Source organism: Kitasatospora sp. GP82 (assembly GCF_029892105.1).
In the GTDB taxonomy this organism is placed as follows: domain Bacteria; phylum Actinomycetota; class Actinomycetes; order Streptomycetales; family Streptomycetaceae; genus Kitasatospora.
In genome coordinates this window covers 142,346-164,140 of record NZ_JARZAJ010000007.1, presented here as the reverse complement: position 1 = coordinate 164,140, position 21,795 = coordinate 142,346, and the positions used below count along the sequence as shown (strand labels likewise).

Sequence of the window (21,795 nt, the reverse complement as noted above, 5' to 3'; positions counted from 1 at the left end):
CGATGACGAGTATCCGCAGCGTCGCCGGGCAGATGTTCCTGCTCCAGGTGCTGATCGTGCTGCTGGTCGTGGTGGCCGCCGTGGTGGCACTGGTGCTCCAGGCGAGGAGCGACAGGTTCCAGGCGGCGCGCGACCGCTCGCTCGCCGCGGCCGAGGCGTTCGCGCACGGCCCCGGTCTGGTGGCCACGATGCGCGGCCCCAACCCGCCCGCGGTGCTCCAGCCACTGACCGAAGCCGCCCGCAAGCTGGGCGGAGTCGACTTCATCGTCGTGATGAACCGGGACGGTATCCGCTACACGCACCCCGAGCCGCAGCTGATCGGGAAGAGGTTCGTCGGCACCATCGGGCCGTCGCTCCAGGGCCGTATCACCATCGAGAGCGTGCACGGCCCCCTCGGCCAGGAACTGCAGGTCGTGGTCCCGGTGACGGACGACCACGGCGCGGTCGTCGGCCTGGTGTCGTCGGGGATAAAGGTCCGGCAGGTGAGCAGCGCGGTCGACCGTCAGCTGCCGGTCGTTCTCGGGGCCGGCGCCGCCGCGCTCGGCCTGTCGACAGCCGGCGCGGCGCTGGTGAGCAGGCGGCTGCGGCGCCAGACCCACGGTCTCGGCCCGGCAGAGATGACCCGGATGTACGACCACCACGACGCGGTGCTGCACGCGGTGCGCGAGGGTGTGGTCATCGTCGGCGACGACGGCCGGGTGCTACTGGCCAACGACGAGGCGCGCCGGCTGCTCAACCTGTCCGAGGACGTGGAGGGCCGCGCCGTCACCGACCTCGACCTCAACCCCCGAATGGCCGAACTGCTGGTCTCCCGTCGCGTCGCCACCGACGAGGTGCTCCTGGTCGGCGACCGGCTGCTGGCGGTGAACAACCGGCCGACCGACCGCGGGGGAGGCCCGCCCGGCAGCGTGGCCACGCTGCGCGACTCCACCGAGCTGCGGGCCCTGGAAGGAAGGGCCGAGGTCGCACGTGGCCGCCTGCGGCTGCTGTACGACGCGAGCGTGGGCATCGGCACCACCCTCGACGTCCAGCGCACCGCGGAGGAGCTCACCCAGGTGGCCGTCCGCGGGTTCACCGACTACGCCACCGTCGACCTCTCCGAGCCCGTCCTGCGCGGCGAGGAACCGCGAGTGGTTGCGCGCGGTGAGGCAGCCGAGCTGCTCCGGGTGGCTCTCAGCGGTGTCCCGGACAACCACCCGCTGTACCGGGCGGGCGAGCTGCACATGTTCGCCGCGCCCACGCCGATGGCCAAGGGTTTCGTCAGCGGGCAGCCCGTGCTCGTCCCCGATCTCGGCGCCGATGCCGGCTGGCGCACCCAGGACGCGGACCGTACCCAGGCGGTCCTGGACTACGGCTTCCACTCGCTCGTCACCGTTCCGCTGAGGGCCCGGGGCGTCCTCCTGGGTGTCGCCAACTTCTGGCGTACCCGGGCGAGCGACCCCTTCGAGGAGGACGACCTGTCGCTGGCCGAGGAGCTGGCGGCCCGCGCCGCCGTGTGCATCGACAACGCCCGCCGCTTCACGCGTGAACACGCCATGGCCGTGACCCTCCAGCACAGCCTGCTGCCGCGTGGCGTGCCCGAGCAGAGCGCCCTGGACCTCGCCTACCGCTACCTGCCCGCCCAGGCCGGGGTGGGCGGCGACTGGTTCGACGTCATCCCGCTGCCGGGCACCCGCGTCGCGCTGGTCGTCGGTGACGTGGTCGGCCACGGTCTGCACGCCGCCGCCACCATGGGCCGCCTGCGCACCGCCGTGCAGAACTTCTCCGCGCTCGACCTGCCGCCCGACGAACTCCTCGGGCATCTCGACGAACTGGTCGGCCACATCGACCAGGAGTCGGCCGTCGTGGACGGGGAAGCCACGATCACGGGCGCCACCTGCCTGTACGCGATCTACGACCCCACGACCGGCAGGTGCAGTCTCGCCAGGGCCGGGCACCCCCTGCCCGCAATCGTCCTCCCCGAGGGCACCGTCGAGTTCCCCGAGCTCCCGGCAGGGCCGCCGCTGGGCCTGGGCGGTATGCCCTTCGAAGCCACGGAAGTGCAACTGCCCGAGGGCAGCAGTCTGGTCATGTACACAGACGGCCTCATCGAGGACCGCAGGCGCGACATCAGCATCGGCCTGGAGATCCTCAGCACCACGCTGGCATTCCCCGCCCGGACGCCCCAGGAGACCTGCGACGCCGTGCTCGCCGCACTGCTGCCCGCCCGCCAGACCGACGACATCGCCCTCCTGGTCGCCCGCACCCACATCCTGGAGCCCGACCGGATCGCCGAGTGGGGGGTGCCCTCCGACCCCGCGGCCGTGGCCGTGGCCCGCGCCGACGTCACCCGGCAGCTGGCGCGCTGGGGCCTGGACGAGGCGGCGTTCACCACCGAACTGATCCTCAGCGAGCTCATCACCAACGCCATCCGCTACGCCACCGAACCGATCCGGGTACGCCTGCTGCTCGACCGCACCCTGATCTGCGAGGTCTCCGACACCAGCAGCACCTCACCGCACCTGCGCTACGCGGCAGCCGAGGACGAGGGCGGCCGTGGTCTCTTCCTCGTCGCGCAGCTCGCCGAGCGCTGGGGCACCCGCTACACCCCCGAGGGCAAGGTCATCTGGGCCGAACAGTCCCTGACCGATTCGGCGGACGACGAGCCCTACTGACGACGAGCCCTACTGACGACGAGCCCTACTGACGACCCGGGGCCGGTCACATTTTCAGCTTGCGGGAGGCCGACTTCCTGCGGCCCGCCAAGGCGTTCTTCGCGGAGGATCGAGAGCAAGTGCCTGTAGGCCGCTCCCGATCCGCTCCGTGACCGGCTGCCCGGGTCGGCGGTTGCACCCGGCATGAGCCTGCTGTCACCGCCACCCACCAGCCCGATCGACGACCATGGCTCCGAGCCCGCTGGGGCCGGGCCGTCGGCCGTCGTCGGAGCAGGGGCGTCCGCGTGATCACCACACCCCGCCAGACCCAGGAGAATGACCGGATGACCACCAACAGCTCCCAGATCCCGCGCGGCCTGGCCGCGCTCATCCCGCACACCCACAAGGCCGAGGGGAGCTCCGGCCAGCGGGCCGCCGCCCAACTCCTCGGCCTGCGCGAGGTGACCCTGCCCGCCGCCGTCATCGCGGCCGCCGACGCCCTCCTCGACCACGCTCTCGCCAGCAACGACCCCGTCACCCGCGATGCGGCCGCCGCCACCCGCACCCGCCTGCGCGCCGTCCTCGGCGTCGAGGACACCGACGGCTGACGCCGTCACCGGGCGGGCGGTGACGCGCCCGGCGGATCAGGCCGCCTCACAGACGTGCGCCCCGGCGCCCACGAGCGGTCATCCTCCCGTCGAAGCGGGGTACGTGGCCGAGAGAACCTCCTGTCCTCCGGGGTAGCTCAGGTCGATCCGGACGGCCCGGTCGAAAGTGAAGCCGACCTCCACGAGCCGCGCCGCTGCGGCGAGGTCACCCGGCAGCTCCGACACCGGAACCGGCCGTTTCGGCACGCCGTATCGCGTGTACCGGTCGTCGTGCTCCTCGTCCCAGGTGAACAGGTACGGCCCCCGTGCGAGCCGGACAAGGCAGTGCGTCACCGGACATTCCTCGCCCCGCTGTTCGGGACAGGCGTCGTCGAGGCACCGGGCGTCGAACCACTCCGGGTGTCGCCTCCTGGCACGGGCAGTCGCCTCGTCCACGGCCCGCGCATGGGCGTTCGCGGCGGACGGCACCGGTCCGAACGCGGACTGGAACAGGCCGACGAAACCTGCCGGATCGACGGCCCACCAGAAGAACTGAAGTCCCCAACAAGGATGCCCGAAGGGATTGGGTGCAGTCATGGTGCCCAGCATAGGAAGCGTCTTCCCGGCCTGGACGGGGGAGCCCAGCGCGTCACTGGACGTCCCGGGCCGCACCGCGCGCCGACGGGCTCTGCCCTCGTACGGTCGAGATAAGAATCGCCCTTATCGCGGGTTGGCACCCTCCGTTTCATGAACTTCATGACTCCCCGTCAGGCGGGCTGGACTTCTCGCCGCCGTCTGACCGTGGCGGCGCTGCTGGTGTCCAGCGCTGCGACGCTGTCCGCCGTGACCTGGCCGTCCGCTTCCGGAGCCGCCGCTCACCCCGGCATCCGACTGCACGGCGACACCGTCGAGATCCCGATCGCCGGGGGAACGGCCGAGGTGCGGGCCGACTCGCTGGCGGTGAGTGCGCGGACGGGTGACGGCAAGGCCCTGACGCTGTCCGCGCCCTCGGCAGAGCCGCTCGGCCGCCCCGGGGCCGTCACGATCGCTCACGGTGCAGCCCAATGGACCCTGCCCGAAAGGGGATTGACGGTCACCGCGGCGGCCGAGCGGGGCCGGCTCCGCATGGATGTGCACGGCAGCCAGGACAAATCCACCCTCTCCTGGCCCGTCACCGGCACGGATGCGGCCGCTTCGGCGGTGCAGATCCCGCGCGGCGAGGGACTCGGGGTCCCGGTGGCCGACCCGTGGTGGAACGCGACCGCAACCGGTCTGGCGGGCCACAGTTACGACCTCACCGCCGACCTGACCATGCCGCTGTGGGGCTACACCGTGGGCAACCACGGTGTCAGCTACCTCGTCCCGAAGCCGATCGGCACCTCGCTCGGCTTCACCTCCACCGGTGAGCGACTGCACAGCACCACCGTGCACACGTTCTCCCGGCAGGAGAACACCGAGGACTACAGCGTCACCTTCGCCCTGACCGACCCCTCCCCGGTCGCCCCCGCGCTGGACTACCGCCACTGGCTGGACGAGCACGGGCAGGTCGTCACACTCAAGAGCAAGATCGCGGCGAACCCCGAGGTCGCCAAGCTGCTCGGCGCCTTCCACGCCTACACCTGGGGAACCGCCCGTACCGCCCAGGGCGTCCGGCAGATGCAGGCGCTGGGCCTGTCGCGCATGTGGCTCGGCTACGACGCCGACGGGAAGCCCATGGACGCCCAGGCGGTCGCGGCAGCCAAGCAGGCCGGCTACCTGGTCGGCCCGTACGACTCCTTCGCCAACGGGCAGGACCCGAAGACCTCCGACGCGTCCACCTCCAGCTGGCCGTCGCCGGTCTACCCGGACTTCTGCATCCACAACCAGGACGGCTCGGTGAAGGCGGGCTTCCACGACCGGGGCTGCTACCTCAGCTCGCAGGCCTTCGCACAGAGCGAAGGCAGTGATCACTACCTGGCCGAGCGCACGTCCCAGATGGTCGCGAACGGAGCCGACAGCTACTTCCTGGACGTCGACTCGGCGGGCGAGCTGTTCGACGACCACAGCCCCGCCCACCCGATGAACCAGCAGCAGGACCAGGCCAATCGACTCGCCCGGATGGGCAAGCTGTCCGGCGGGGACAAGCTGGTCCTGGGCTCGGAGACGGCAGGGAGCTGGGCCTCCCCGGTCGTCGCCTTCAGCCACGGCTCCGCCACTCCGGTCGCCGACGGGCTCTGGCCGCTGGAACGGGACAAGGCAGTCTGGGGCGGCTACGCGCCCGCCGGTGCGCCGGGCGTCTTCTTCAAGCCCGTCAGCCTGCCGTCCGATCTGGCCAAGGCGATGTTCGACCCGGTGTACCGCATTCCGCTGTACGAGACCGCACTGCACGACGCGCAGGTCAACCTTGACCGCTGGGAACTGTCGTACACCAAGCTCCCGGACCAGGAGACCGCCCGGGCGCTGCTCGCCATGCTCTACAATACTCCGCTGAACCTGGCTCTCGACGGCCCCACGCTCACCTCACAGGGTAAGCAACTCGCGGCGCTGCAAAGCTACTTCGCTCCGCTGCACCAGGCTGCCGGCACCCAGCCGATGACCGACTTCCGCTGGCTCACCCAGGACCACCAGGTCCAGCGGACGACGTTCGGCAACGGTGTCCTCCAGGTCACCGCGAACTTCGGCACCCAGTCGTTCGGCACCCTGCCGTCTGGCTGCGTGGACGCCAGGCTTCGCGGCGACCAGTCCCCGCGCCGGCTCTGCCCGACGTCCGTCAAGCCCTGATCGCGGGACGGGGGACGCCGCTTATTCCGGCGCCCCCCGGTGAGGCCCCCGCCGGGCGGAAGCCGTCGGCGGGGGCGGCAGGCTCGGCGGGTCGGCTGGCGGGAGCCACCAGGCCGCCGTTGACGTAGACGGTCTGCGCGGTGACCCATCGGCCGTCGAACCGGGGCCTACCCGCTGCGCGGAAGAACTCGGGAGCAGCCGTGTCCGGCTGACTTGGACCGACCGGCAATAGGGAGCGCGGGTGGATCAATCCCGCAGTCGGGTGGTGGCGATGTTGATCCGCATGCCGCAGGGGAGTCGTCCGTCAGGGGTCAGCAGCGGGCGGGACTCCTCCATGAACGCGTCGTGCAGTCGTCCGCTCCGGTCCTCGTCCAGTTCCACCATGTCGTAGAAGGTCCCGGAGTTGGCCTTCCAGACCTCTTCGGGGGTCCCGCCCATGTCGATGACGATCTGCTCCCAGGAGACCGGTTCGAACCCGGCAGGCGCCAGGATCTCGTCCAGGCCCTCGCGTTGGCGTGTCCTGCGGTCGCCCAGCCGTGGCATTCGCAGCTCGGTGGGAGTGGCCTTGAAGTGCGGCCGGGCCAGTGCGAGGAAGAGCTCCATCGCCTCTCCTGCGACGGGACCCCCGCCGACGGCGACGGCCAGCGTCCCGCCCGGTGCCAGCACGCGCGCCACCTCGGCGGCGACCTGCTCGACGTCCTCCATCAGCATCAGTGCCATGTGCGAGACGACCGTGTCGAACGAGCCGTTACGGAAGGGAAGTTGCTGTGCCCGTCCGTGGCGCAGGTCGGCGGTGGCGAGGGCGGGCCGCCGACGGGCCAGCGCGAGCTCCCCCTCCGACAGGTCGATGCCCGCCAGGACCTCGGCGCCGCCCTCGGCGAGCACTTGGAGCAGCGCGCCGTCGGCGCACCCCAGGTCCAGGACCCGTCGGGCCTGCGGGACCCGGCCGGCCAGCATCTGGTAGCTGGTACGCCCATCGGCGGTGCGGCTGGATCCGGCTCCCGCCGACTGGAGGCCGGGGGCCCGGTCGTGGAAGGCACGCAGGAACTCCTCGGCGGGCCGGGCCGCAGCTGCTGAAGCGTCAGATGTCGTCGTCACCCGGGGACCCTACACGTGGTGAGCACCGCAGGTCCTGGTCTGCCGCAAGGAGGCTGCTGCACCGGCGGCGGTAGATCGACCGCTGTCGCTGTGACAGTGTCCCGCCCCGTCGATGGAGCTGCCGGACTTCGACGCATGACCTCACAGACGATCACCGCGGTCACGGCCGAGTTGGCGCAGGTTCTCCTCCATCTGGCCGCGTAGCTGCTCCGGTGCGGCCGGGGGCAGCCACTCGCCCGACGGACCACGGCCCGGCCCGACCTTGGTGGCGATGGCCAGATCGTCCGGGTACGGCGCCTGGCGTGGACGCTGCAGCAAGGACCGCACGTACTGGCCATCCCCGGCACCGGCAATCCGGACCACCTGGTCGACAACGTGGCAGCCGGCGCACTGCGGCTCTCGCGGGACGAACTGGCCCGCCTCGACGCCTCGTGAGATCGGCCACGTGAGGTCGGCAGCGTAAGGTCGGCCCGGGCGGCGGCTCGCCCGCACGGCCGGGCCGGCCGGTCGTCAGAGCGCGCGGACTTCGGCCTGGTCGGCCTCCGGCAGCCAGTCCCGCCGGGGCTGGAACTCCAACCAGCGCCGCTTCCGGCCGACTTCCGCGAACCCCCTGAGCAGGTCGGCGACTCCGGGAGCCTGCGGCTGCCGCAGCCACACCAGCGACCAGGCGTACAGCGGTGTCGGTTCGACGAGCGGTACGGCACTCAGGCCGGACCCGGGCTCCAGGGGCAGCTCGGCGGGCAGCAGGGTGAAGGAGCCCGGTGTCGTCCTGACCTGTTCCAGCAGGTGGTCGAGGCCGAGATTGGCCTCGCCCGGCAGCATCGGCACCCCGAACTGCTCGGCGAAGCGGCTCAGGAAGTCCAGCCGCTCGGGTGCCGCGGGCAGCACCAGCCGCAGTGCTGCGAGGTCGGCGGGCCGCAGCGCGCTCCGAGCAGCGAGCGGATGGTCCGCGGCGAGCACCGCGTCGAGGGGTTCGAGGCGGACCAGCCGGTGGGCCAGTGCCTGGGTGGGCCCGTCGGCGAGGGGGTGGAAGCGCCCGAACCCGGCATCGGTCTCTGCGCGCAGCAGCGCGGCGGCCACCCCGGGAAGATCCCGCCCGGGCCCGACCTGTGCGTGCACACCCTCCGTGGCGTCGAGCATTTCCCGCACGGTCCGCAGCGGAGCGAACAGGTGCCCCCAGACGTCCAACCGCAGTGCCCGCTCGGGTAGTCGGACGGCCGCCAGCGCGGCCGCCCCCGCCGCCAGCGCGGCCCGGGCCGGGTCGAGGAACCGCACACCTGCCGGAGTCAGTGCCACACCGGTTCGGCCGCGCTCGAAGAGACTCGCACCGAGTCCTTCCTCCAAGCGCGCGATCCGTTTGGAGAGCCCCTGCTGGGTGAGGGAGAGCGACTCGGCCGCCCGGCGGAAGTGCAGCACTTCCGCGACCGCTACGAAGGCGCGCACCTGCGCGAGGTCGAGATCCACGGCCGCCATCCTGCATGACAACCACCGGTTGTCGAAAGCCGATTTCCGTTGTTGGACCCCTCCCGGGCCCGCCCGGTTAGCTGGTCGTCAGCCGGGCCGAAGAGGCCGGACACGAGCGAAAGGCACGGGAGATGAAGGCATTTGTGGCCACCGGCGGCCCGGACCACTCGGTACGGCGCACCGACGTCGCCCAGCCCGAGCTGCGCCCCGACGAGGTGCTGGTGAAGGTGGACGCGTACTCGGTGAACCGCGGTGAGACCTTTCAGCTGGAACGCCCCCGGGCCGCCTGGCGGCCCGGGAAGGATGTGGCCGGGCTGGTCGTCCAGGCGGCCGCCGACGGCTCCGGCCCGCCCGTCGGCCGACGCGTGGTCGCCCACCCTCCGTCGGCTGGCTGGGCCGAGTACGCGGCCGTGCCCTCCGGCCAACTCGCCTGCCTGTCCGAGGAGGTGGCGACCATCGAGGCGGCAGCACTCCCGCTGGCCGGGTTGACGGCGCTGCGCCTGCTGCGGGCGGCGGGGAGTGTCGCGGGCCGGCGTATTCTGCTGACCGGTGCATCCGGCGGTGTCGGCCACTACTTCGTCGAACTGGCCGCCGCTGCCGGGGCGTCGGTGACAGCGGTCAGTTCCTCGGCGGAACGCGGCGCCGGCCTGGCCCGGTTGGGCGCAGCCGCCGTCACCCGGCGGGTCGAGGACGCCGAGGGCCCGTTCGACCTGGTGCTGGAGTCCACCGGCGGCGAGAACCTTCCGACGGCCCTCGCCAAACTGCGACCGCGCGGCCTGCTGATCTGGTTCGGCCAGGCCAGCCGTCGACGCGTCGAGTTGGACTTCTTCAGCCTGCTGGCCGGCCCGGTCTCGGCGACCATCCGCCACTTCAGCTACGCCGACTCCGACGGCCCGGACGCGCCGGACCTCCAGACGCTGGTCCGGCTGGTGGCCGAAGGCCGGCTGCACCCCGAGATCGGATCGGTGGCCGACTGGGGCCGCACCCCCGACGTCCTCGACGACCTCCGTGCACGAAGGATCCGCGGCAACGCGGTCCTCACCATCTCCTGATCGCTCGTCTTCCGATCAACCGTCAACTGCCGAGGAAAACACCATGACCAGCAGCGACCCCCGTACCGTCGTCGTCACCTACGTCAACGCCGTCGCCGAGGGCGACCTCGACACCATCGTCGCCAGCTTCGCCGAGGAGGCCACCTGGACCTACCCCGGCGATGTCCCGCTCACGGGGGTGTGGCGCGGACGCGACGCCATCGTCAACGACTTCCTGGGCGGGGCGGGCAGCCTGTTCGCTCCCGGCAGCACCGTTGAGGTCACCCTCACCAATGTGGTGGCCGACGGCGAACAGGTCGTCGCCGAGTGGACCTCCAAGGGCACCACCGTCCACGGCCGGGTCTACGACAACCAGTGCCTCGGTGTCTTCGTCGTCCGCGACGGCAGGATCGTCTCCGTCCGCGAGTACACCGACACCCAGCACGTCGAGCGCTCGCTGTTCGGCGGCCCGCTCGACAACGCCTGATCCAGGGCGGTGCCCAGTGCCGTGGGACGCCCTCCGGGCCGGACGGAAGTCCTTGCCGGAGGGCGTCCCACGGCGGCATCCGGGGCTGTCCTCAAGTGCGCCCGAACGGCCTGCCGTTCAGCAGGGGACGCGGAATCCGTGGACGTCCGGCCTGGCGGCGGCCCTCGCCGCGGCCTCGGCCCTCGGCATGGGACTGCCGTCCGCGTGCAGCAGCCGCGGCGGTACCGCGATCTCGCCGACCCGCGCGCCGGGAGCGGTGGCGTTCTTGACCGAGACCCGGTTCAGGGGCGCCGGGGCGATGCGCTTGCGGGACTTGACGAAGGCGATGAAGCTCTCGAAGTCCCGGGTGTGGCGGAAGGGCTGGGTGAAGCCGGTGAACGCCGGGTACCCGTCCTCGTTGATCAGGGTGTACGCGGGCATCGCGATCCGGTAGGAGCGGGCCGGGTCCAACGGCCGTCCGTCGATGAGGACATCACGGGGGGCGACCCGGTCACCGATCGCACCGGCGGCGTCGAAGCCGTAGCGGACGTTTCGCGAGACGGCCAGTGGCGCGAAGCGCAGACCGCCGCCCCCGGCGTCGGACCACTGCTGCTCCAGTGCGTCGTGGATCTGGGCACCGGTGACGGTCGCGGTGACGATCGGGTCGCCGAAGCCGACGGCGTCCCACGCCTGCCCGAAGGTGATCGTCCCGCCCGAGGCGGAGTCGTAGACGAGGTCGGAGCCGATGACGCACTGGCCGATGCGCGGTGCGACGGCGATGACGGCCAGCTCCGCCGGAGTGTCGGGGTAGGCGTTTCCGTCGTTCAGCGGTTCCAGCGGCTGCCGTCCGGCCCAGTACGCCCAGTCCGCCACCAGGTCGCCCATGGTGCTCTCGCCCGCGCTGTTGCGCTGCTGGGTGAAGGAGGCGGTCTGCTTGCCGATGGAGGTCCGCGCGCGTCGGCCGCCGTAACCGGCCCAGTAGTCCGCCACCTGCTTCAGCTCCGGATCCGGCGCCACGTCCCGGGTGTTGGGGTGGTTGGTCGAGATGGTCAGGGCGCGGACCACCCGGCCCGTCGTCGGGTCGAGCCGGAGGTTGATCTCGTTGATCAGCTGGCCGTGGCAGCCGGCCTCGACGAACGGACGGGGCACGCCGTTCGGATCGGGCACCATCATGTTGAAGGCGCAGTGCCAGTGGCCGGTGACGATCGCGTCGATGTCGGGGGAGACCCGCAGCGCCAGGTCGTAGGCGGGGCCCGAGGGGTTGCTGCCGCTGTCGAAGTCGGTGCCCGCGACCGCGCCGTCGTGCATGCTGAGCACGATCGCGTTGACACCGCGCGCCTTGAGCTCGGCCGCGCAGCGGTTGGCGCTCTCGACCTCGTCCAGGGAGCTCAGCGCGGGCTGGAAGGAACCGGGGAAGGTCTCGGTGCCGCTCGCGGTCAGGTGGATGAACCCGACCGGAAGCCGACGGCCGTTCCCGGCGTCCACCCATTCGATGTTGTACGGCGGAAGGACCGTGCGGCCGGTCTCCTTCCACACCATGTTGGCGCTGTAGTAGCGGAAGTCGGCGCCATGGAAGCGGTGTCCCCCGGAGTCCTTGAAGGAGTCGTCCCAGTCGACCCGGGAGAAGGAGACGCCCTGCTCCATGTGCCGGGTGAGGAAGGCCGGGGACTTGTCGAACTCGTGGTTCCCGGCGGAGGCGAAGTTCAGCCCCATCCGGTTGAGCGCCTCGATCGTCGGCTCGTCGGCGAAGGACTCCGCGTCGAACTCCCAGCCGGAGAAGAGGTCTCCGGGCGCGAAGAAGACGGAGTTCCCGCGGCCCGCTCGGAGCCGTTTCAGATGGGCGGCCAGATAGGCGACCCCGCCGACGGTGTACTTCCTGCCCCCGGCCCCGGTGATGACCGAGTCACCTCCCGGTGCGGCCTGGAGATAGCCGTGCAGGTCGGTGATGTTGAGCAACTGCACGTCCACGTACTCGTCGGCGGTGGCCGCGTCCCGTGCGTGGCCGCTGGCGAAGGCACGGGTGCCGACCGCGGCGACGGTGGCGATGGCCCCCGCCGCGGTGATGAAAGTCCGTCGTCCGATCTCTCGCACTGGGTTCACTCTCCTGCGGACGTAGGTGGAGGTTCTGCGGGTCGCGCGGCGCGATGTCCGGGCGCAGGGGGGCTCCTGGCGCACACGAGCGCGAATCGGTAGCCGGTGGTGCGCTGTCCGGCGGTGCCTGCCGCTGTGTCACATACGTTGCCTCCGCCTGCTCCTCGCGGGCGGCGGCAGCGGCAGTGCGCCCACCTCGCCAGCCTGCCCGACCACCGTCCGCGGTCGGATCCCCCCATGGCATGAACAGTCCGTGACCATCCGACAGCCGACGCCCCAGCAGTCGGCGGAGCGGCACCAATGACATTGGCGGACCATCAGCCGATAGCCCGGTCGGGTTCGCATGTGGCCGGAGGCGCTATGCCGTGTCCGCGGCTGGGGATCATTCGCGGCGGGGCAGGGACACCGAAAGGATCTTCATGTCAGGTCAACTGTTCAGCCGCGGGGTGCGGGCGGCGGCCGTCGCCGTCCTCGCCCTCACCACGACCGTCGGCGCAGCGGGTACGGCCGCCGCCACCTCGCCCGAGGACCACCCGATCGAGGTCGGCGTCGACGCGTCCGGCATCCGGGCGCCGGACAGCCACCAGGGCGGCCTGGTCAGCTTCCGGGTCAAGACGGCGGATGCGAACGGACGACAGCTCCAACTCCTGCGTCCGCACGACGGGGTCTCACTCGACCGGGTGCTCCACGACCTCGCCGACTCGATCAGCTCCACGCCGTCCACCGCGGCCACCGGGATCCGGGCGGTCCGCGGTGAGGCCGAGGCGTTGGGCGGTGCCCTGGTCACCCCGCAGATCCACGAGCAGTTCACCGAGGCGATCTCCCCCGGCACCGTCTATCTGCTGGACTTCACCGCCTTCCGGGCCGACCCCGCGCACCCGGTGGTCAAGAGCATGCAACTGGTGGGCACGAATGGTCAGAGCGCCAACCAGGCACGGTTCCCGGGCGGCATCGTGATCCAGCAGGACACCACCGAGGGCCCCCGCTTCCACACGATGGACGTGGTGAACGCACACCTGTCCTACCTGGTCCACAACGATTCCACCGAGATCCGCGACATGCAGCTGAGGCCGGTCGCCTCCGGTACCACCGACGCGCAGGTGCAGACCTACCTCGACAAGGCCGCGGCCGGCGGCAAGCCGTCGTCGCCGTTCACCGGGCCGGCCACCGGGCTCGGCGCCATCTCGCCCGGCCGTACCGCCCTGGTGCAGTCCCACGGGCTGAAGCCCGGCAGCTATGTGCTGCTCTGCTCCGTCCCCGACGAGAAGCGGGGTCTGCCGCACGCCTTCCTCGGTACGCACAAGGTCGTCGAGCTGCGCTGACCCGCGTCGGCAGGTGTTTGACCGCCTCGCCGACCACCTGGAAGCCCCCGAGCTCGCCGCAGAGCTCGGGGGCTTCTGTACCGGTCCGGACCGGTCCGGCTGCGATCAGATGCTCCGCAGCACCGCCTCGCACTCTCTGCACCGCTTGTCGTACAGCGTCGGCGGGTACCAGGGCTCGCCGGGCCTGGCCGGCCGGTAGTGGGAGTGCTCCATCGCATCGGTGCTCAGTCCGCACAGGGTCCTGGGGCCGGGATCCTCCGGCACGTCCGGGTCTGCGCCGGCCGCGTGGACCAGCAGCACCACCGGCTCGACACCATCGGGCCCGATCGCCTGGTCCGCGGCGACCTCCAGGAGGACGATCACGCTGTTCATGGAGACTCCTTGCGTTGGATAGTGCGGGCTTCGGCCTGGGGGGAACGCATCCCTGGCTCGGAGTCGCGTATCGGTGGAGCGTCGGTGCATGCTGCTCTGACTGTTTGTCATTTTCCAAACAACCAGGGTGGTTTGTGGGATATGAAGACTGAGCTGGTGAGGCGGTCGTTCAAGTACCGCTTCCATCCCGCCGACGAGCAGGCGGTTGAGCCGACCCGCACGTTCGGATGTGTCCGCAAGGTCTACAACTTGGCGCTGGACGCCCGCACGACGGCATGGTTCCAGCGTCAGGAACGGGCGAACTGCAACGCCGACACCGAGCCGAGTACACCTTCCTGCGCCGCAGCCTGGACGCCTACGGAGTCGACTTCGCGAGCCGCGAGCTGGACCCTGCCTGGAAGGGGGCCGCCAGAGGCGAGGTCCGCCGACAGTTGCTCGGGGCACTGGCGGACGGATCCTGGCGCAGCACACCTCTGCCGACCGAGCTCGCCGCCCGGCCGTCTCTCATGGCCCCGACCGTCAGCCTTGACGAGCGCAACGCCGAGCTGAACCGCCAGGTCAGGGCCGGGCTGCTGTCGGAGCGGGCAGCGAAGCGCAAGCGGCAAGCCGACAACAGGCGCCGCCGGGCGTACGAGGCATCATCCTGACCCCCGTCATCGACGCGGCGAAGGAGGCGTTCAACGGCCGTGTGCGGTTGTCGGTCCGGCCGCATTGATCAAGGCGCGGGCGGGCGGCTGGAGCGTATGAGCGAACAGACGAAGAACAGGCCGGGGATGACTCCGGAGGAGTTCTGAAGCGCCAGCGGCGGCCGGTGAGTGGTTTTTTTGCGGCTACCGGAAGCGGGAGACGAAGCGGTGTTGCCAGGGTGTTTCAACGGCGCGTGGAGTGTAGTGCGCCCGGACGTAGGCGACCGCCTGGTGGTTGGGCACCCCGTCGAGCACGGCAAGGCAGGCCAGTGCGGTGCCGGTGCGTCCGTATCCGCCGGCGCAGGCGATCTCGACGCGTTCGGCTTCGGCGCGTGCCCATGCCTCGCGCAGCGCGTCGGCAGTTGTGGTGCGGTCGGACGGCAGCCCGAAGTCGGGCCAGCGCAGCCACCGGTGCTCCCAGGCGACGGTCGGTGGCCGGTGGCCCAACAGGTAGAGGGCGAAGGTCGGCTGGGGGCCCTGCGGGAGGGGCCGGCTCAGCCCCCGGCCACGGACGAGTCGGCCCGAGGGCAGTCGCAGCAGGCCCGCCGTCGTGTGTTCCCATGTTGCGGTCACGGTGCGAGCGTATCCGGATCGCTCCTGCGCCAGTGGCCGGCGGTGATGATCCTGCCGACGACCTCGCGCAGTTGGTCGGCGGTGACCTGGGTGGCGTCGTCGGCCGTGCCGACGCGTCAGGCCCCTCACCTGCTCGGCGAAGGTCCGGCACCCTCGTACGAGACCGGCAGCACAGGACCTACGCGGCGGCTGTCAGGCTCTCCGGTCGGTCTGAGTCCGCTCAGGACCACCCGCGCCCCGGGCGACTACGCACGGCGCCACGGGCGGGCGAACTCGTGGAGGGCCTGAACGGCGGCGGGTGCGAGGACGTGGTCGTTGACCGGGGTGCCCGCCGGGTGGAGGAAGTGGTCCAGACCGGGGAGGACCCGCAGGCCGGGGCCGGTGGTGCGGGCCTCGGCAAGTGCGCCGATCAGTGCGGGAGCCGTCCTGCAGGGGACGTTGGCGTCCTCGCTTCCGCAGGTGACGGTGACCCGGATGCCGGGGGTGAGCCGGCGGGCGACGTCGGGCGGGTAGACCTCGTCGTCGCTGCGCACGTAGCGGGCGTTCACCGGGCTGAAGACGGCCTTGTCCAACAGGTCGGCGAGCGGTGGGAGCAGTCCACTGGTGTCCGTGGGGCGGCCGGCCCGGAAGTCCGCGATGGCGCGCGCGACGCCTGCCTTGTTCGCCTCTCCCACCGCCGGGGTGAGCTGCCCGGATGCCACGGCCTGCTGGAGCTGGGCGGCGATCTGGCCGTCGAGGAGGTCGAGGAAGCGCAGGTCCTGCGGTGCGAGCAGGGCAAGACCGGCCGGTTCGGGCCGTACGGCCCGGGCGACGAGCAGGGCGCGCAGGGCTCCCTCGCTGTGACCCGCGATCAGCAGGGCGTGCGGGTCGGCTTCCGGCTGTGCGCGCAGCGCGGCGTACGCGGCCGTGGCCTGGCGGGTGAAGGCGGCCATGTCGATACGGCCGGGGTCCGTCCGGTACCGGCCGAGGCCGGTCTGCCCGGTGGCGTACTTGTCGAAGCGCAGGCTCATCACGCCGTCCTCGCCCAGGGTGTCGGCGACGAGGGCGAGCGTGGAGGGCGTGAGCGCGGGCGGCTCGTTGCCGTCGCGGTCGGTGGGGCCGCTGCCGGGCAGCAGCAGCGCCGCTGCCAGCCGCCGGCCGGCGCGGTGGGCGGGTATGTGCACGGTGCCGTAGGCGGTGGTGCCGTCCGCGGTGAACTGCACCTCGCGGTCGACGGCTGGTAACTCGCCGCGGCTGTACGGGGCTTGGGCTGCGGCGGTGCCGGTGCCGACGGTGGCGGCCGCGGTCAGGGCCAGCAGGGCGGCGAGCGCCCGGGTACTCCAACGCATGGGTGTCTCCGGTCGGATCAGTGGTCGGTAAGGGGTCAGTGAGGATCGGTGAGGACCAGCGGGGGACAGGGGGGGATCAGCGTCCGATGAGGCTCATCAGGACGGCGAAGCCGACGAGCAGGACGACCAGCAGCAGGGTGCGCGGGTTGGCGAAGTTGACGGTCCATCCGATGCCGAAGCGCTTGGACACGAGGACCGCCGGGTCCTGGCGGTTGGCGTAGAACAGCCCGCCGAGGCGCCAGTACCTGTCGTCGTCGCGATGGGCCACGCCGGGGACGGGCTGTCCGTCCTGGACGGGAATCCTGCTGCCGTTCTGGCCGGTCCGGATCGCTACGCCGACCACGATCGCGAGGCCTGCAAGTACCGGTGCCAGCAGCACTGCGGGGACGACGGTGTGGTCGCCGTGCCAGATCGGCCAGGCCGCCAGGAGTACCGACAGATTGGCGCAGGCGGCCAGTACCAGGACCGCGGCCGTGATCCGTACGACGAAACGGCGGTGCTGGAACGCGGAGGCCGTCGGTCGTGCCGGGTCGAGGTCGGCCCGGGCGCGGAACGCGAACCAGGCCACCAGCAGGATCACGGCGGTGTTGCCGACCTCGGCGAACACCGGCGCGAAGGCGGTGCCGACCGACTTGGCGGCGAGGTGGTCGGCCACGCCGGAACGGTTGTAGTGCGTGGGCAGGCGGTCCGGCATCGACGGGTAGCGGAGCACGGCGGCGACCGTCGTGACGGCGAGGACGAGCAGCGCCGGTACGGCCCAGCGCCACGGAAAGTGCTCGGGATCGGTCCGCAGTGAGGTGTCCACGGCCACAGCCTGCCGCAGCCCCTGGTACCAGCCCTCGACCTGCTTGGCGGCCCGGATCGCCCGGCGGGCGCGGACATACGCCGTGACGCACACACTGGCGAAGGCGAGCACGCTCAACGGACCGGCCAGGGAGCGGAGTCCGGTGACGGAGAGCGCGAGGCCGAGAATGACAAGCGCACCCCCGGCGCCGGCCACCCACCACCGGTACGCGCGGCGCTGCTCGGCGATCACCGGAGCGTCGGAGCGCGACGCGGGCACCCGCACCCCGAAGGGCAGGGTCGGTCCGGTGAGTGCCGGCATCAGCCATGCCATCAGCAGGAGCACCAGCGGGACGACCGCGTGGCTCAGTAGCACTCCGGTCGTCATGCCGGCTCTCCTTGGTCCGTCGTGAGGTCTGCTGTGCGCACTGCGAACGAGGCAAGTGTCGAACCGCACGCCGCCAGGACCGAGGACCCGTCGACGCCATGGGCGACCGCCTCGGCGAGCAGCGTCCGCAGCCTGGCCGCCCACTCGTCGGTGAAGCCCGCCTCCGGCGGCCCCGACCCGGCGTCGCGCTGAACCACCGCGCCGCTCTTGCGGTTGAGGCGGACCAGCCCTTCCTGGCGCAGCAGGTCGTAGGACTTGTTGACGGTGTGGAAGTTGACGCCCAGATCGGCGGCGAGCTGCCGAGTCGAAGGCAGCGGACTGCCTTCGACAAGCTCCCCCGAAGCGATCGCCTCGACAATCCGGTCCCGGATCTGCTGGTAGATCGGGACGTCGCTGCTCAGGTCGATGCTCAGGATCACGGTGGCTCCCGCCGTTCTATCTGCTCTATTACTTATAGAACAGATAGGCAGCGGGTGGCAATGGCCAACGACCGAGACACCGTCAGGGGCCGCTTCACGTCTCCCGGGAGAGGCCGGCCGAGCGGCGGCGGCGATAGGCGCGCTGCTGACAGGCGCGCGAGCAGTAGTCCCGTGGCCTGCCCCGGACGGTACCGTCGAGCGGCTTGCCGCAGACCGAGCACCGGCCTCCGGAAGCGGGCTCCGTACTTACGTCACGCTGCTCATCACGGCGGCGCCGGACGAGCAGCTCGATGCCGTCGAGGGCGCGCGCGAGACCGAAGTCGAACGGGTCCTCGGGGTGGTCGAATCCACCGGCGAGCCAGAGCCTGCCGAGCGCGGAGTAGGGGCTCATACGCTCGATCAGCTCCTCCCGGCTGCGCCACCACTGCTCGTGCGAGAGGCCGGAGTCCCGTTCCTCCCTGAAGACCTCTTCGACCTGCCGGGCGGCGGTGTTCACGAAGCCTCCGACCAGCGAGACCACCGCGACCACCTCACTCGCCCGGAGTCCCGTCCCCTCGGCGATCCGGAGCGCCCGGTTGTAGTCGGCCATGATGTTCGGCCCCGGCAGTCGGCGGCTTCCGGCGGTGTGTGCGAGCCACAGATGCCGCAGGTGCAGGGCCCAGTGTGCCCGTGCCCAGGACTCCAGGCCGCTGCGCCAGCCGTCGTCCTTTGGTTCGGGGAAGTCCAGCTCGGCGATGACCGCGTCGCGCATGAGCTCGATGAGCTCCGCCTTGCCCGGGACGTGCCGGTACAGCGACATCGTCGTGAATCCCAGGCGCTCGGCCACGTGTCGCATGGACAGTGCGGCGAGGCCCTCGGAGTCCGCGATCTCGATGGCGGTCCTGACGATCCTGTCCAGGCTCAGCCCCGTCCTGCCCTGGTTCTCCTCGGGGTCCCAGAGCAGCTCGATGGTGCGTTTCGGATCCGCCGCCGCGTTCTCGCCGGCCATGCCCAGCCCTTCTTGTCCTTGACACCTGCCTCGACCCTGAGTTTATGGTGTACACGGCTGTGTACACCATAAACTCTTCCGAGGAAGGTTCGCTCATGCCCGAGAACCAGCTCTACGTCGCACCCTGGGGCCGGGATTCCTGGCCCGGTACGTTCGAGCAGCCGTTCGCCACCCTGCCCGCTGTGCAGCGGATCGTCCGCACCCGTACGGCGTCCCTCCGGGCCGATCTCGTGGTCAACCTGCGGGCCGGAACCCACGTCCTGGCCGAGCCGTTCGTACTGAGCGGCGACGAAGGCGATTCGGGCGGGAACGGCCACCGGGTCGTCTACCAGGCGTACGGCTACGGAACCGCGACCCCGGAGGAAGCCGTTCTCAGCGGAGGCCGTGAGATCACCGGGTGGCGGCCCAGCGAGCGGGTGGGCGTCTGGCAGGCCGAGGTCGGCGAGTTGGAGACCCGGCAGCTGTACGTCGACGGCCGCCGGGCCCCGAGGGCGGCGCTCAGGTCCGGCATTCCCGGGTACGTGACGAAAACCGAGACCGGTTACGTCACGGACAGCACGGTTCCGCAGAGCTGGCAGGACCCGGCGAGCATCGAGTTCGTCTTCGAGGGCGTCTATCCGTGGTCCGAGGCCCGCTGCCCGGTCGCCGGGATATCCGGCGACGAGCACTCCACCACGATCACCCTGGCCCAGCCCGGGTTCGGCTGGGCCCGCGAGCTCTACTCCGCGGAATGGACCGGTGGAACGCCGCCCGAGGGCTCCGACGGGATCTGGCGCACCCTCACGGTGCCGAGTTCGGCGGAGAACAGCGCGAGCTTCCTGACCGAGCCGGGCACCTTCGCACTCGACCGCTCCACTCCCGGCCGCCATGTCCTGTACTACCTGCCGCTGCCCGGCCAGAATCCGGCGGAGGCCGAGATCGTCGTGCCGGTGCTGGAGCAGCTGGTCGTGGGCCGGGGCACCGAGGAGAGCCCGCTGCACGACGTGACCCTGCGCGGACTGACCTTCTCCCACGCCGGTTGGACCAAGCCGAGCGGGCCCGGGGGATTCATGCACTTCCACGGCATCGCCTACTACGACGGCGGACCGTTGCAGAAGGTCGCACTCGCCGAGGGCATGGCACATGTCACGGCCCCGGAGCGCACCGAACAGGTCGCCGCCAACGTCGAATTCGCGTCCGCGACGAGGGTCACGCTCGAGGACAACAGGTTCACCCGGCTCGGCGGCGGCGCGGTCGGCCTCTTCGGGCCGGGCCGGGACAACGCGGTCCTCGGCAATCTCATCGACGACGTCTCCGGCTACGGGGTGGCCGTCAACTCCGGCACCGGGACCCGGATCGAACAGAATCTGATCCACGACATCGGACGCGAGTACCACGGCACGCCCGCCGTCTGGGTCGCCGACTCGCGGGAGGCGACGGTGGCGCACAACGAGATCCACCACGTGCCCTACTGCGGCATCATCGTCGTGGGCGGCGAACACGCAAGCCGCGTACAGGTCGTCGAGAACCTCGTCCACCACACCATGACGGTGCTCGCCGACGGCGGTGGCATCTACCTCAACGGCCGCCAGGGCGCCTCCTGGGCCGGTGGCACCCTCGTGCGCGGCAACGTCATCCACTCCACGGTCACCTCGTACAACTTCGGGCTCTACACCGACTTCGGTGCCGCGTGGGTGACCGTCCAGGGCAATGTCGTGTACCGCAGCGACACTCCGATCGTGCTGCGGGTGACGCCGCCGCTGGAGAACGTCGCGTTCCTCGGCAACTTCTGGGACGACCACCCGGCCGGCTACGACAGCCCGCCGCCCGGAGTGACCCTCGGCGCCAATACCGTGCTGCCGAAGGAGGACTTCGAACGGGCGCTGGCCGCCGATCCCGCAGGCGCGGACATCCTGGCATCCGCGGGCCGTGTCGCTCCGCGCGGCAGCCGCCGGGGAGCGCGACAGGAGCGGTAGCCGCATCCCGCGGCAGACCTGCCGCGAAACGTGGCGCCTCGCAGGAGATCTCACCAATCGTCAGCACCGGCCTGTTCCGTTCGGACTTTTGGTGTATAGATCGTTTCATGAACGATTCCCTCAGCGCGGTGACCGTCAGGATCACCGGTCACGACGGCGACGAGATCGAGGCCTATCTGGCCCGTCCGCAGGGCGAGGAGCGGCGCGGTGGCGTCGTCGTCATCCACCACATGCCCGGCTACGACCGGGCGACCAAGGAGATCGCCCGCCGCTTCGCGGAACTGGGCTATGACGCGATCTGCCCCAACCTGTACTTCCGCGAGGCACCGGGAGCCGCTCCCGACGACGCGGCCGCGGTCGCCCGGGCCAGTGGCGGGGTGCCGGACGAGCGTCTGCTCGGCGACGTGGCCGGCGCCGCCGCCCATCTGCGCGCACTTCCCAGCTCCAACGGGCGGGTCGGTGTGATCGGCTACTGCTCCGGCGGACGGCAGTCGGTCCTCGCGGCCTGCAACCTGGACATGGACGCCGCAGTGGACTGCTACGGCGCCTTCGTCACCGGAAACCCGCCGGAGGGCTTCCCGTTGCAGGTCGTCAACCTGGTCGACCAGCTGCCCCGGCTGCGCACGCCGCTGCTGGGCCTGTTCGGCACCGAGGACAAGTTCCCCGGCCCCGAGCAGGTCGCCGAGCTGGAGCAGATCCTGACCGCCAACGGCAAGGACTTCGAGTTCCACAGCTACGAGGGAGCCGGCCACGCCTTCTTCTCGGTGGACCGCCCCTCCTACAACGTGGCTGCGGCGAACGACGGTTGGGAGCGGATCGCCGCCTTCTATGCCAAGCACCTGGGAGCATGA

At 71.0% G+C, this 21,795-nt stretch carries 19 protein-coding genes and 3 pseudogenes; 11 read left to right on the top strand and 11 right to left on the bottom strand.

The window, feature by feature from the left end; genetic code table 11:
- Window positions 1-2 precede the first annotated feature (2 nt).
- Together P3T39_RS09825 and P3T39_RS09820 are read left to right on the top strand one after the other, a co-directional pair.
- Window positions 3-2,654 (top strand): SpoIIE family protein phosphatase, encoded by a 2,652-nt coding sequence (locus tag P3T39_RS09825; protein WP_280697005.1) that lies wholly within the window; start codon window positions 3-5, stop codon window positions 2,652-2,654.
- 323 nt (window positions 2,655-2,977) lie between these two features.
- Window positions 2,978-3,241 (top strand): hypothetical protein, encoded by a 264-nt coding sequence (locus tag P3T39_RS09820; protein ID WP_280697004.1) that lies wholly within the window; start codon window positions 2,978-2,980, stop codon window positions 3,239-3,241.
- 78 nt (window positions 3,242-3,319) lie between these two features.
- On the opposite strand, the gene P3T39_RS09815 is transcribed toward P3T39_RS09820, so the two are convergent.
- Window positions 3,320-3,817 carry a hypothetical protein gene (locus P3T39_RS09815; RefSeq protein ID WP_280697003.1) on the bottom strand — a complete coding sequence of 166 codons (498 nt, stop codon included), beginning with the start codon at window positions 3,815-3,817 and terminating at the stop codon, window positions 3,320-3,322.
- Window positions 3,818-3,967: 150 nt separating this feature from the next.
- Here P3T39_RS09815 and P3T39_RS09810 point away from each other — a divergent pair, with 150 nt between their 5' ends.
- Window positions 3,968-5,980: a glycoside hydrolase gene (locus P3T39_RS09810; RefSeq protein WP_280697002.1), complete on the top strand. Its 2,013-nt coding sequence runs from the start codon at window positions 3,968-3,970 to the stop codon at window positions 5,978-5,980.
- A gap of 246 nt (window positions 5,981-6,226) precedes the next feature.
- On the opposite strand, the gene P3T39_RS09805 is transcribed toward P3T39_RS09810, so the two are convergent.
- Together P3T39_RS09805 and P3T39_RS09800 are read right to left on the bottom strand one after the other, a co-directional pair.
- On the bottom strand, window positions 6,227-7,078 hold the full coding sequence (locus P3T39_RS09805) for a class I SAM-dependent methyltransferase (RefSeq protein ID WP_280697001.1): 852 nt from the start codon (window positions 7,076-7,078) through the stop codon (window positions 6,227-6,229).
- Window positions 7,079-7,237: 159 nt separating this feature from the next.
- Window positions 7,238-7,375 (bottom strand): annotated as a pseudogene (locus tag P3T39_RS09800) (aldo/keto reductase); the annotation flags it as partial.
- On the opposite strand from P3T39_RS09800, the pseudogene P3T39_RS09795 reads away from it, so the two are divergent.
- Window positions 7,373-7,513: pseudogene (locus P3T39_RS09795) on the top strand (aldo/keto reductase); the annotation flags it as partial. The pseudogenes P3T39_RS09800 and P3T39_RS09795 sit on opposite strands and share 3 nt — an antisense overlap.
- A 75-nt stretch (window positions 7,514-7,588) precedes the next feature.
- Here P3T39_RS09795 and P3T39_RS09790 read toward each other — a convergent pair.
- Window positions 7,589-8,551 carry a LysR family transcriptional regulator gene (locus P3T39_RS09790; protein WP_348534322.1) on the bottom strand — a complete coding sequence of 321 codons (963 nt, stop codon included), beginning with the start codon at window positions 8,549-8,551 and terminating at the stop codon, window positions 7,589-7,591.
- A gap of 122 nt (window positions 8,552-8,673) precedes the next feature.
- Here P3T39_RS09790 and P3T39_RS09785 point away from each other — a divergent pair, with 122 nt between their 5' ends.
- On the top strand, window positions 8,674-9,594 hold the full coding sequence (locus tag P3T39_RS09785) for a zinc-binding dehydrogenase (protein WP_280696999.1): 921 nt from the start codon (window positions 8,674-8,676) through the stop codon (window positions 9,592-9,594).
- Between the two features lie 43 nt (window positions 9,595-9,637).
- The gene (locus P3T39_RS09780) at window positions 9,638-10,060 is read left to right on the top strand and encodes a nuclear transport factor 2 family protein (protein WP_280696998.1); all 423 of its coding nucleotides are present in this window, start codon (window positions 9,638-9,640) and stop codon (window positions 10,058-10,060) included.
- 117 nt (window positions 10,061-10,177) lie between these two features.
- On the opposite strand, the gene P3T39_RS09775 is transcribed toward P3T39_RS09780, so the two are convergent.
- Window positions 10,178-12,130, bottom strand: a complete 1,953-nt coding sequence (locus P3T39_RS09775; protein ID WP_280696997.1) for a bifunctional metallophosphatase/5'-nucleotidase — start codon at window positions 12,128-12,130, stop codon at window positions 10,178-10,180.
- Between the two features lie 419 nt (window positions 12,131-12,549).
- Between P3T39_RS09775 and P3T39_RS09770 the strand changes: the two genes are divergently transcribed.
- Entirely contained in the window at window positions 12,550-13,452 is a 903-nt protein-coding gene (locus tag P3T39_RS09770; RefSeq protein ID WP_280696996.1) for a hypothetical protein, read from the top strand.
- 105 nt (window positions 13,453-13,557) lie between these two features.
- On the opposite strand, the gene P3T39_RS09765 is transcribed toward P3T39_RS09770, so the two are convergent.
- Window positions 13,558-13,824, bottom strand: a complete 267-nt coding sequence (locus tag P3T39_RS09765; RefSeq protein WP_280696995.1) for a hypothetical protein — start codon at window positions 13,822-13,824, stop codon at window positions 13,558-13,560.
- 141 nt (window positions 13,825-13,965) lie between these two features.
- Between P3T39_RS09765 and P3T39_RS09760 the strand changes: the two are divergent.
- Together P3T39_RS09760 and P3T39_RS09755 are read left to right on the top strand one after the other, a co-directional pair.
- Window positions 13,966-14,136: pseudogene (locus P3T39_RS09760) on the top strand (helix-turn-helix domain-containing protein); the annotation flags it as partial.
- Complete coding sequence (locus P3T39_RS09755) at window positions 14,100-14,471, top strand: hypothetical protein (protein ID WP_280697091.1); 372 nt, start codon at window positions 14,100-14,102, stop codon at window positions 14,469-14,471. The pseudogene P3T39_RS09760 and the gene P3T39_RS09755, both read left to right, overlap by 37 nt.
- A gap of 183 nt (window positions 14,472-14,654) precedes the next feature.
- Here the strand turns inward: P3T39_RS09755 and P3T39_RS09750 are convergent, their stop codons facing one another.
- From P3T39_RS09750 to P3T39_RS09730, 5 genes are all read right to left on the bottom strand, one after another.
- Complete coding sequence (locus tag P3T39_RS09750; protein ID WP_280696994.1) at window positions 14,655-15,083, bottom strand: protein-tyrosine phosphatase family protein; 429 nt, start codon at window positions 15,081-15,083, stop codon at window positions 14,655-14,657.
- Window positions 15,084-15,328: 245 nt separating this feature from the next.
- Window positions 15,329-16,411, bottom strand: coding sequence for an alpha/beta hydrolase (locus P3T39_RS09745; RefSeq protein WP_280696993.1), 1,083 nt, complete (start codon window positions 16,409-16,411; stop codon window positions 15,329-15,331).
- A gap of 76 nt (window positions 16,412-16,487) precedes the next feature.
- Window positions 16,488-17,582: a DUF5808 domain-containing protein gene (locus P3T39_RS09740; RefSeq protein ID WP_280696992.1), complete on the bottom strand. Its 1,095-nt coding sequence runs from the start codon at window positions 17,580-17,582 to the stop codon at window positions 16,488-16,490.
- Window positions 17,579-18,001, bottom strand: a complete 423-nt coding sequence (locus P3T39_RS09735; protein WP_280696991.1) for a GntR family transcriptional regulator — start codon at window positions 17,999-18,001, stop codon at window positions 17,579-17,581. The genes P3T39_RS09740 and P3T39_RS09735 overlap by 4 nt, the downstream gene beginning before the upstream one ends.
- Window positions 18,002-18,095: 94 nt before the next feature.
- Window positions 18,096-18,989 carry a TetR/AcrR family transcriptional regulator gene (locus tag P3T39_RS09730; protein ID WP_280696990.1) on the bottom strand — a complete coding sequence of 298 codons (894 nt, stop codon included), beginning with the start codon at window positions 18,987-18,989 and terminating at the stop codon, window positions 18,096-18,098.
- A gap of 95 nt (window positions 18,990-19,084) precedes the next feature.
- Between P3T39_RS09730 and P3T39_RS09725 the strand changes: the two genes are divergently transcribed.
- The gene (locus tag P3T39_RS09725; RefSeq protein ID WP_280696989.1) at window positions 19,085-20,944 is read left to right on the top strand and encodes a right-handed parallel beta-helix repeat-containing protein; all 1,860 of its coding nucleotides are present in this window, start codon (window positions 19,085-19,087) and stop codon (window positions 20,942-20,944) included.
- 107 nt (window positions 20,945-21,051) lie between these two features.
- Window positions 21,052-21,795: a dienelactone hydrolase family protein gene (locus tag P3T39_RS09720; protein WP_280696988.1), complete on the top strand. Its 744-nt coding sequence runs from the start codon at window positions 21,052-21,054 to the stop codon at window positions 21,793-21,795.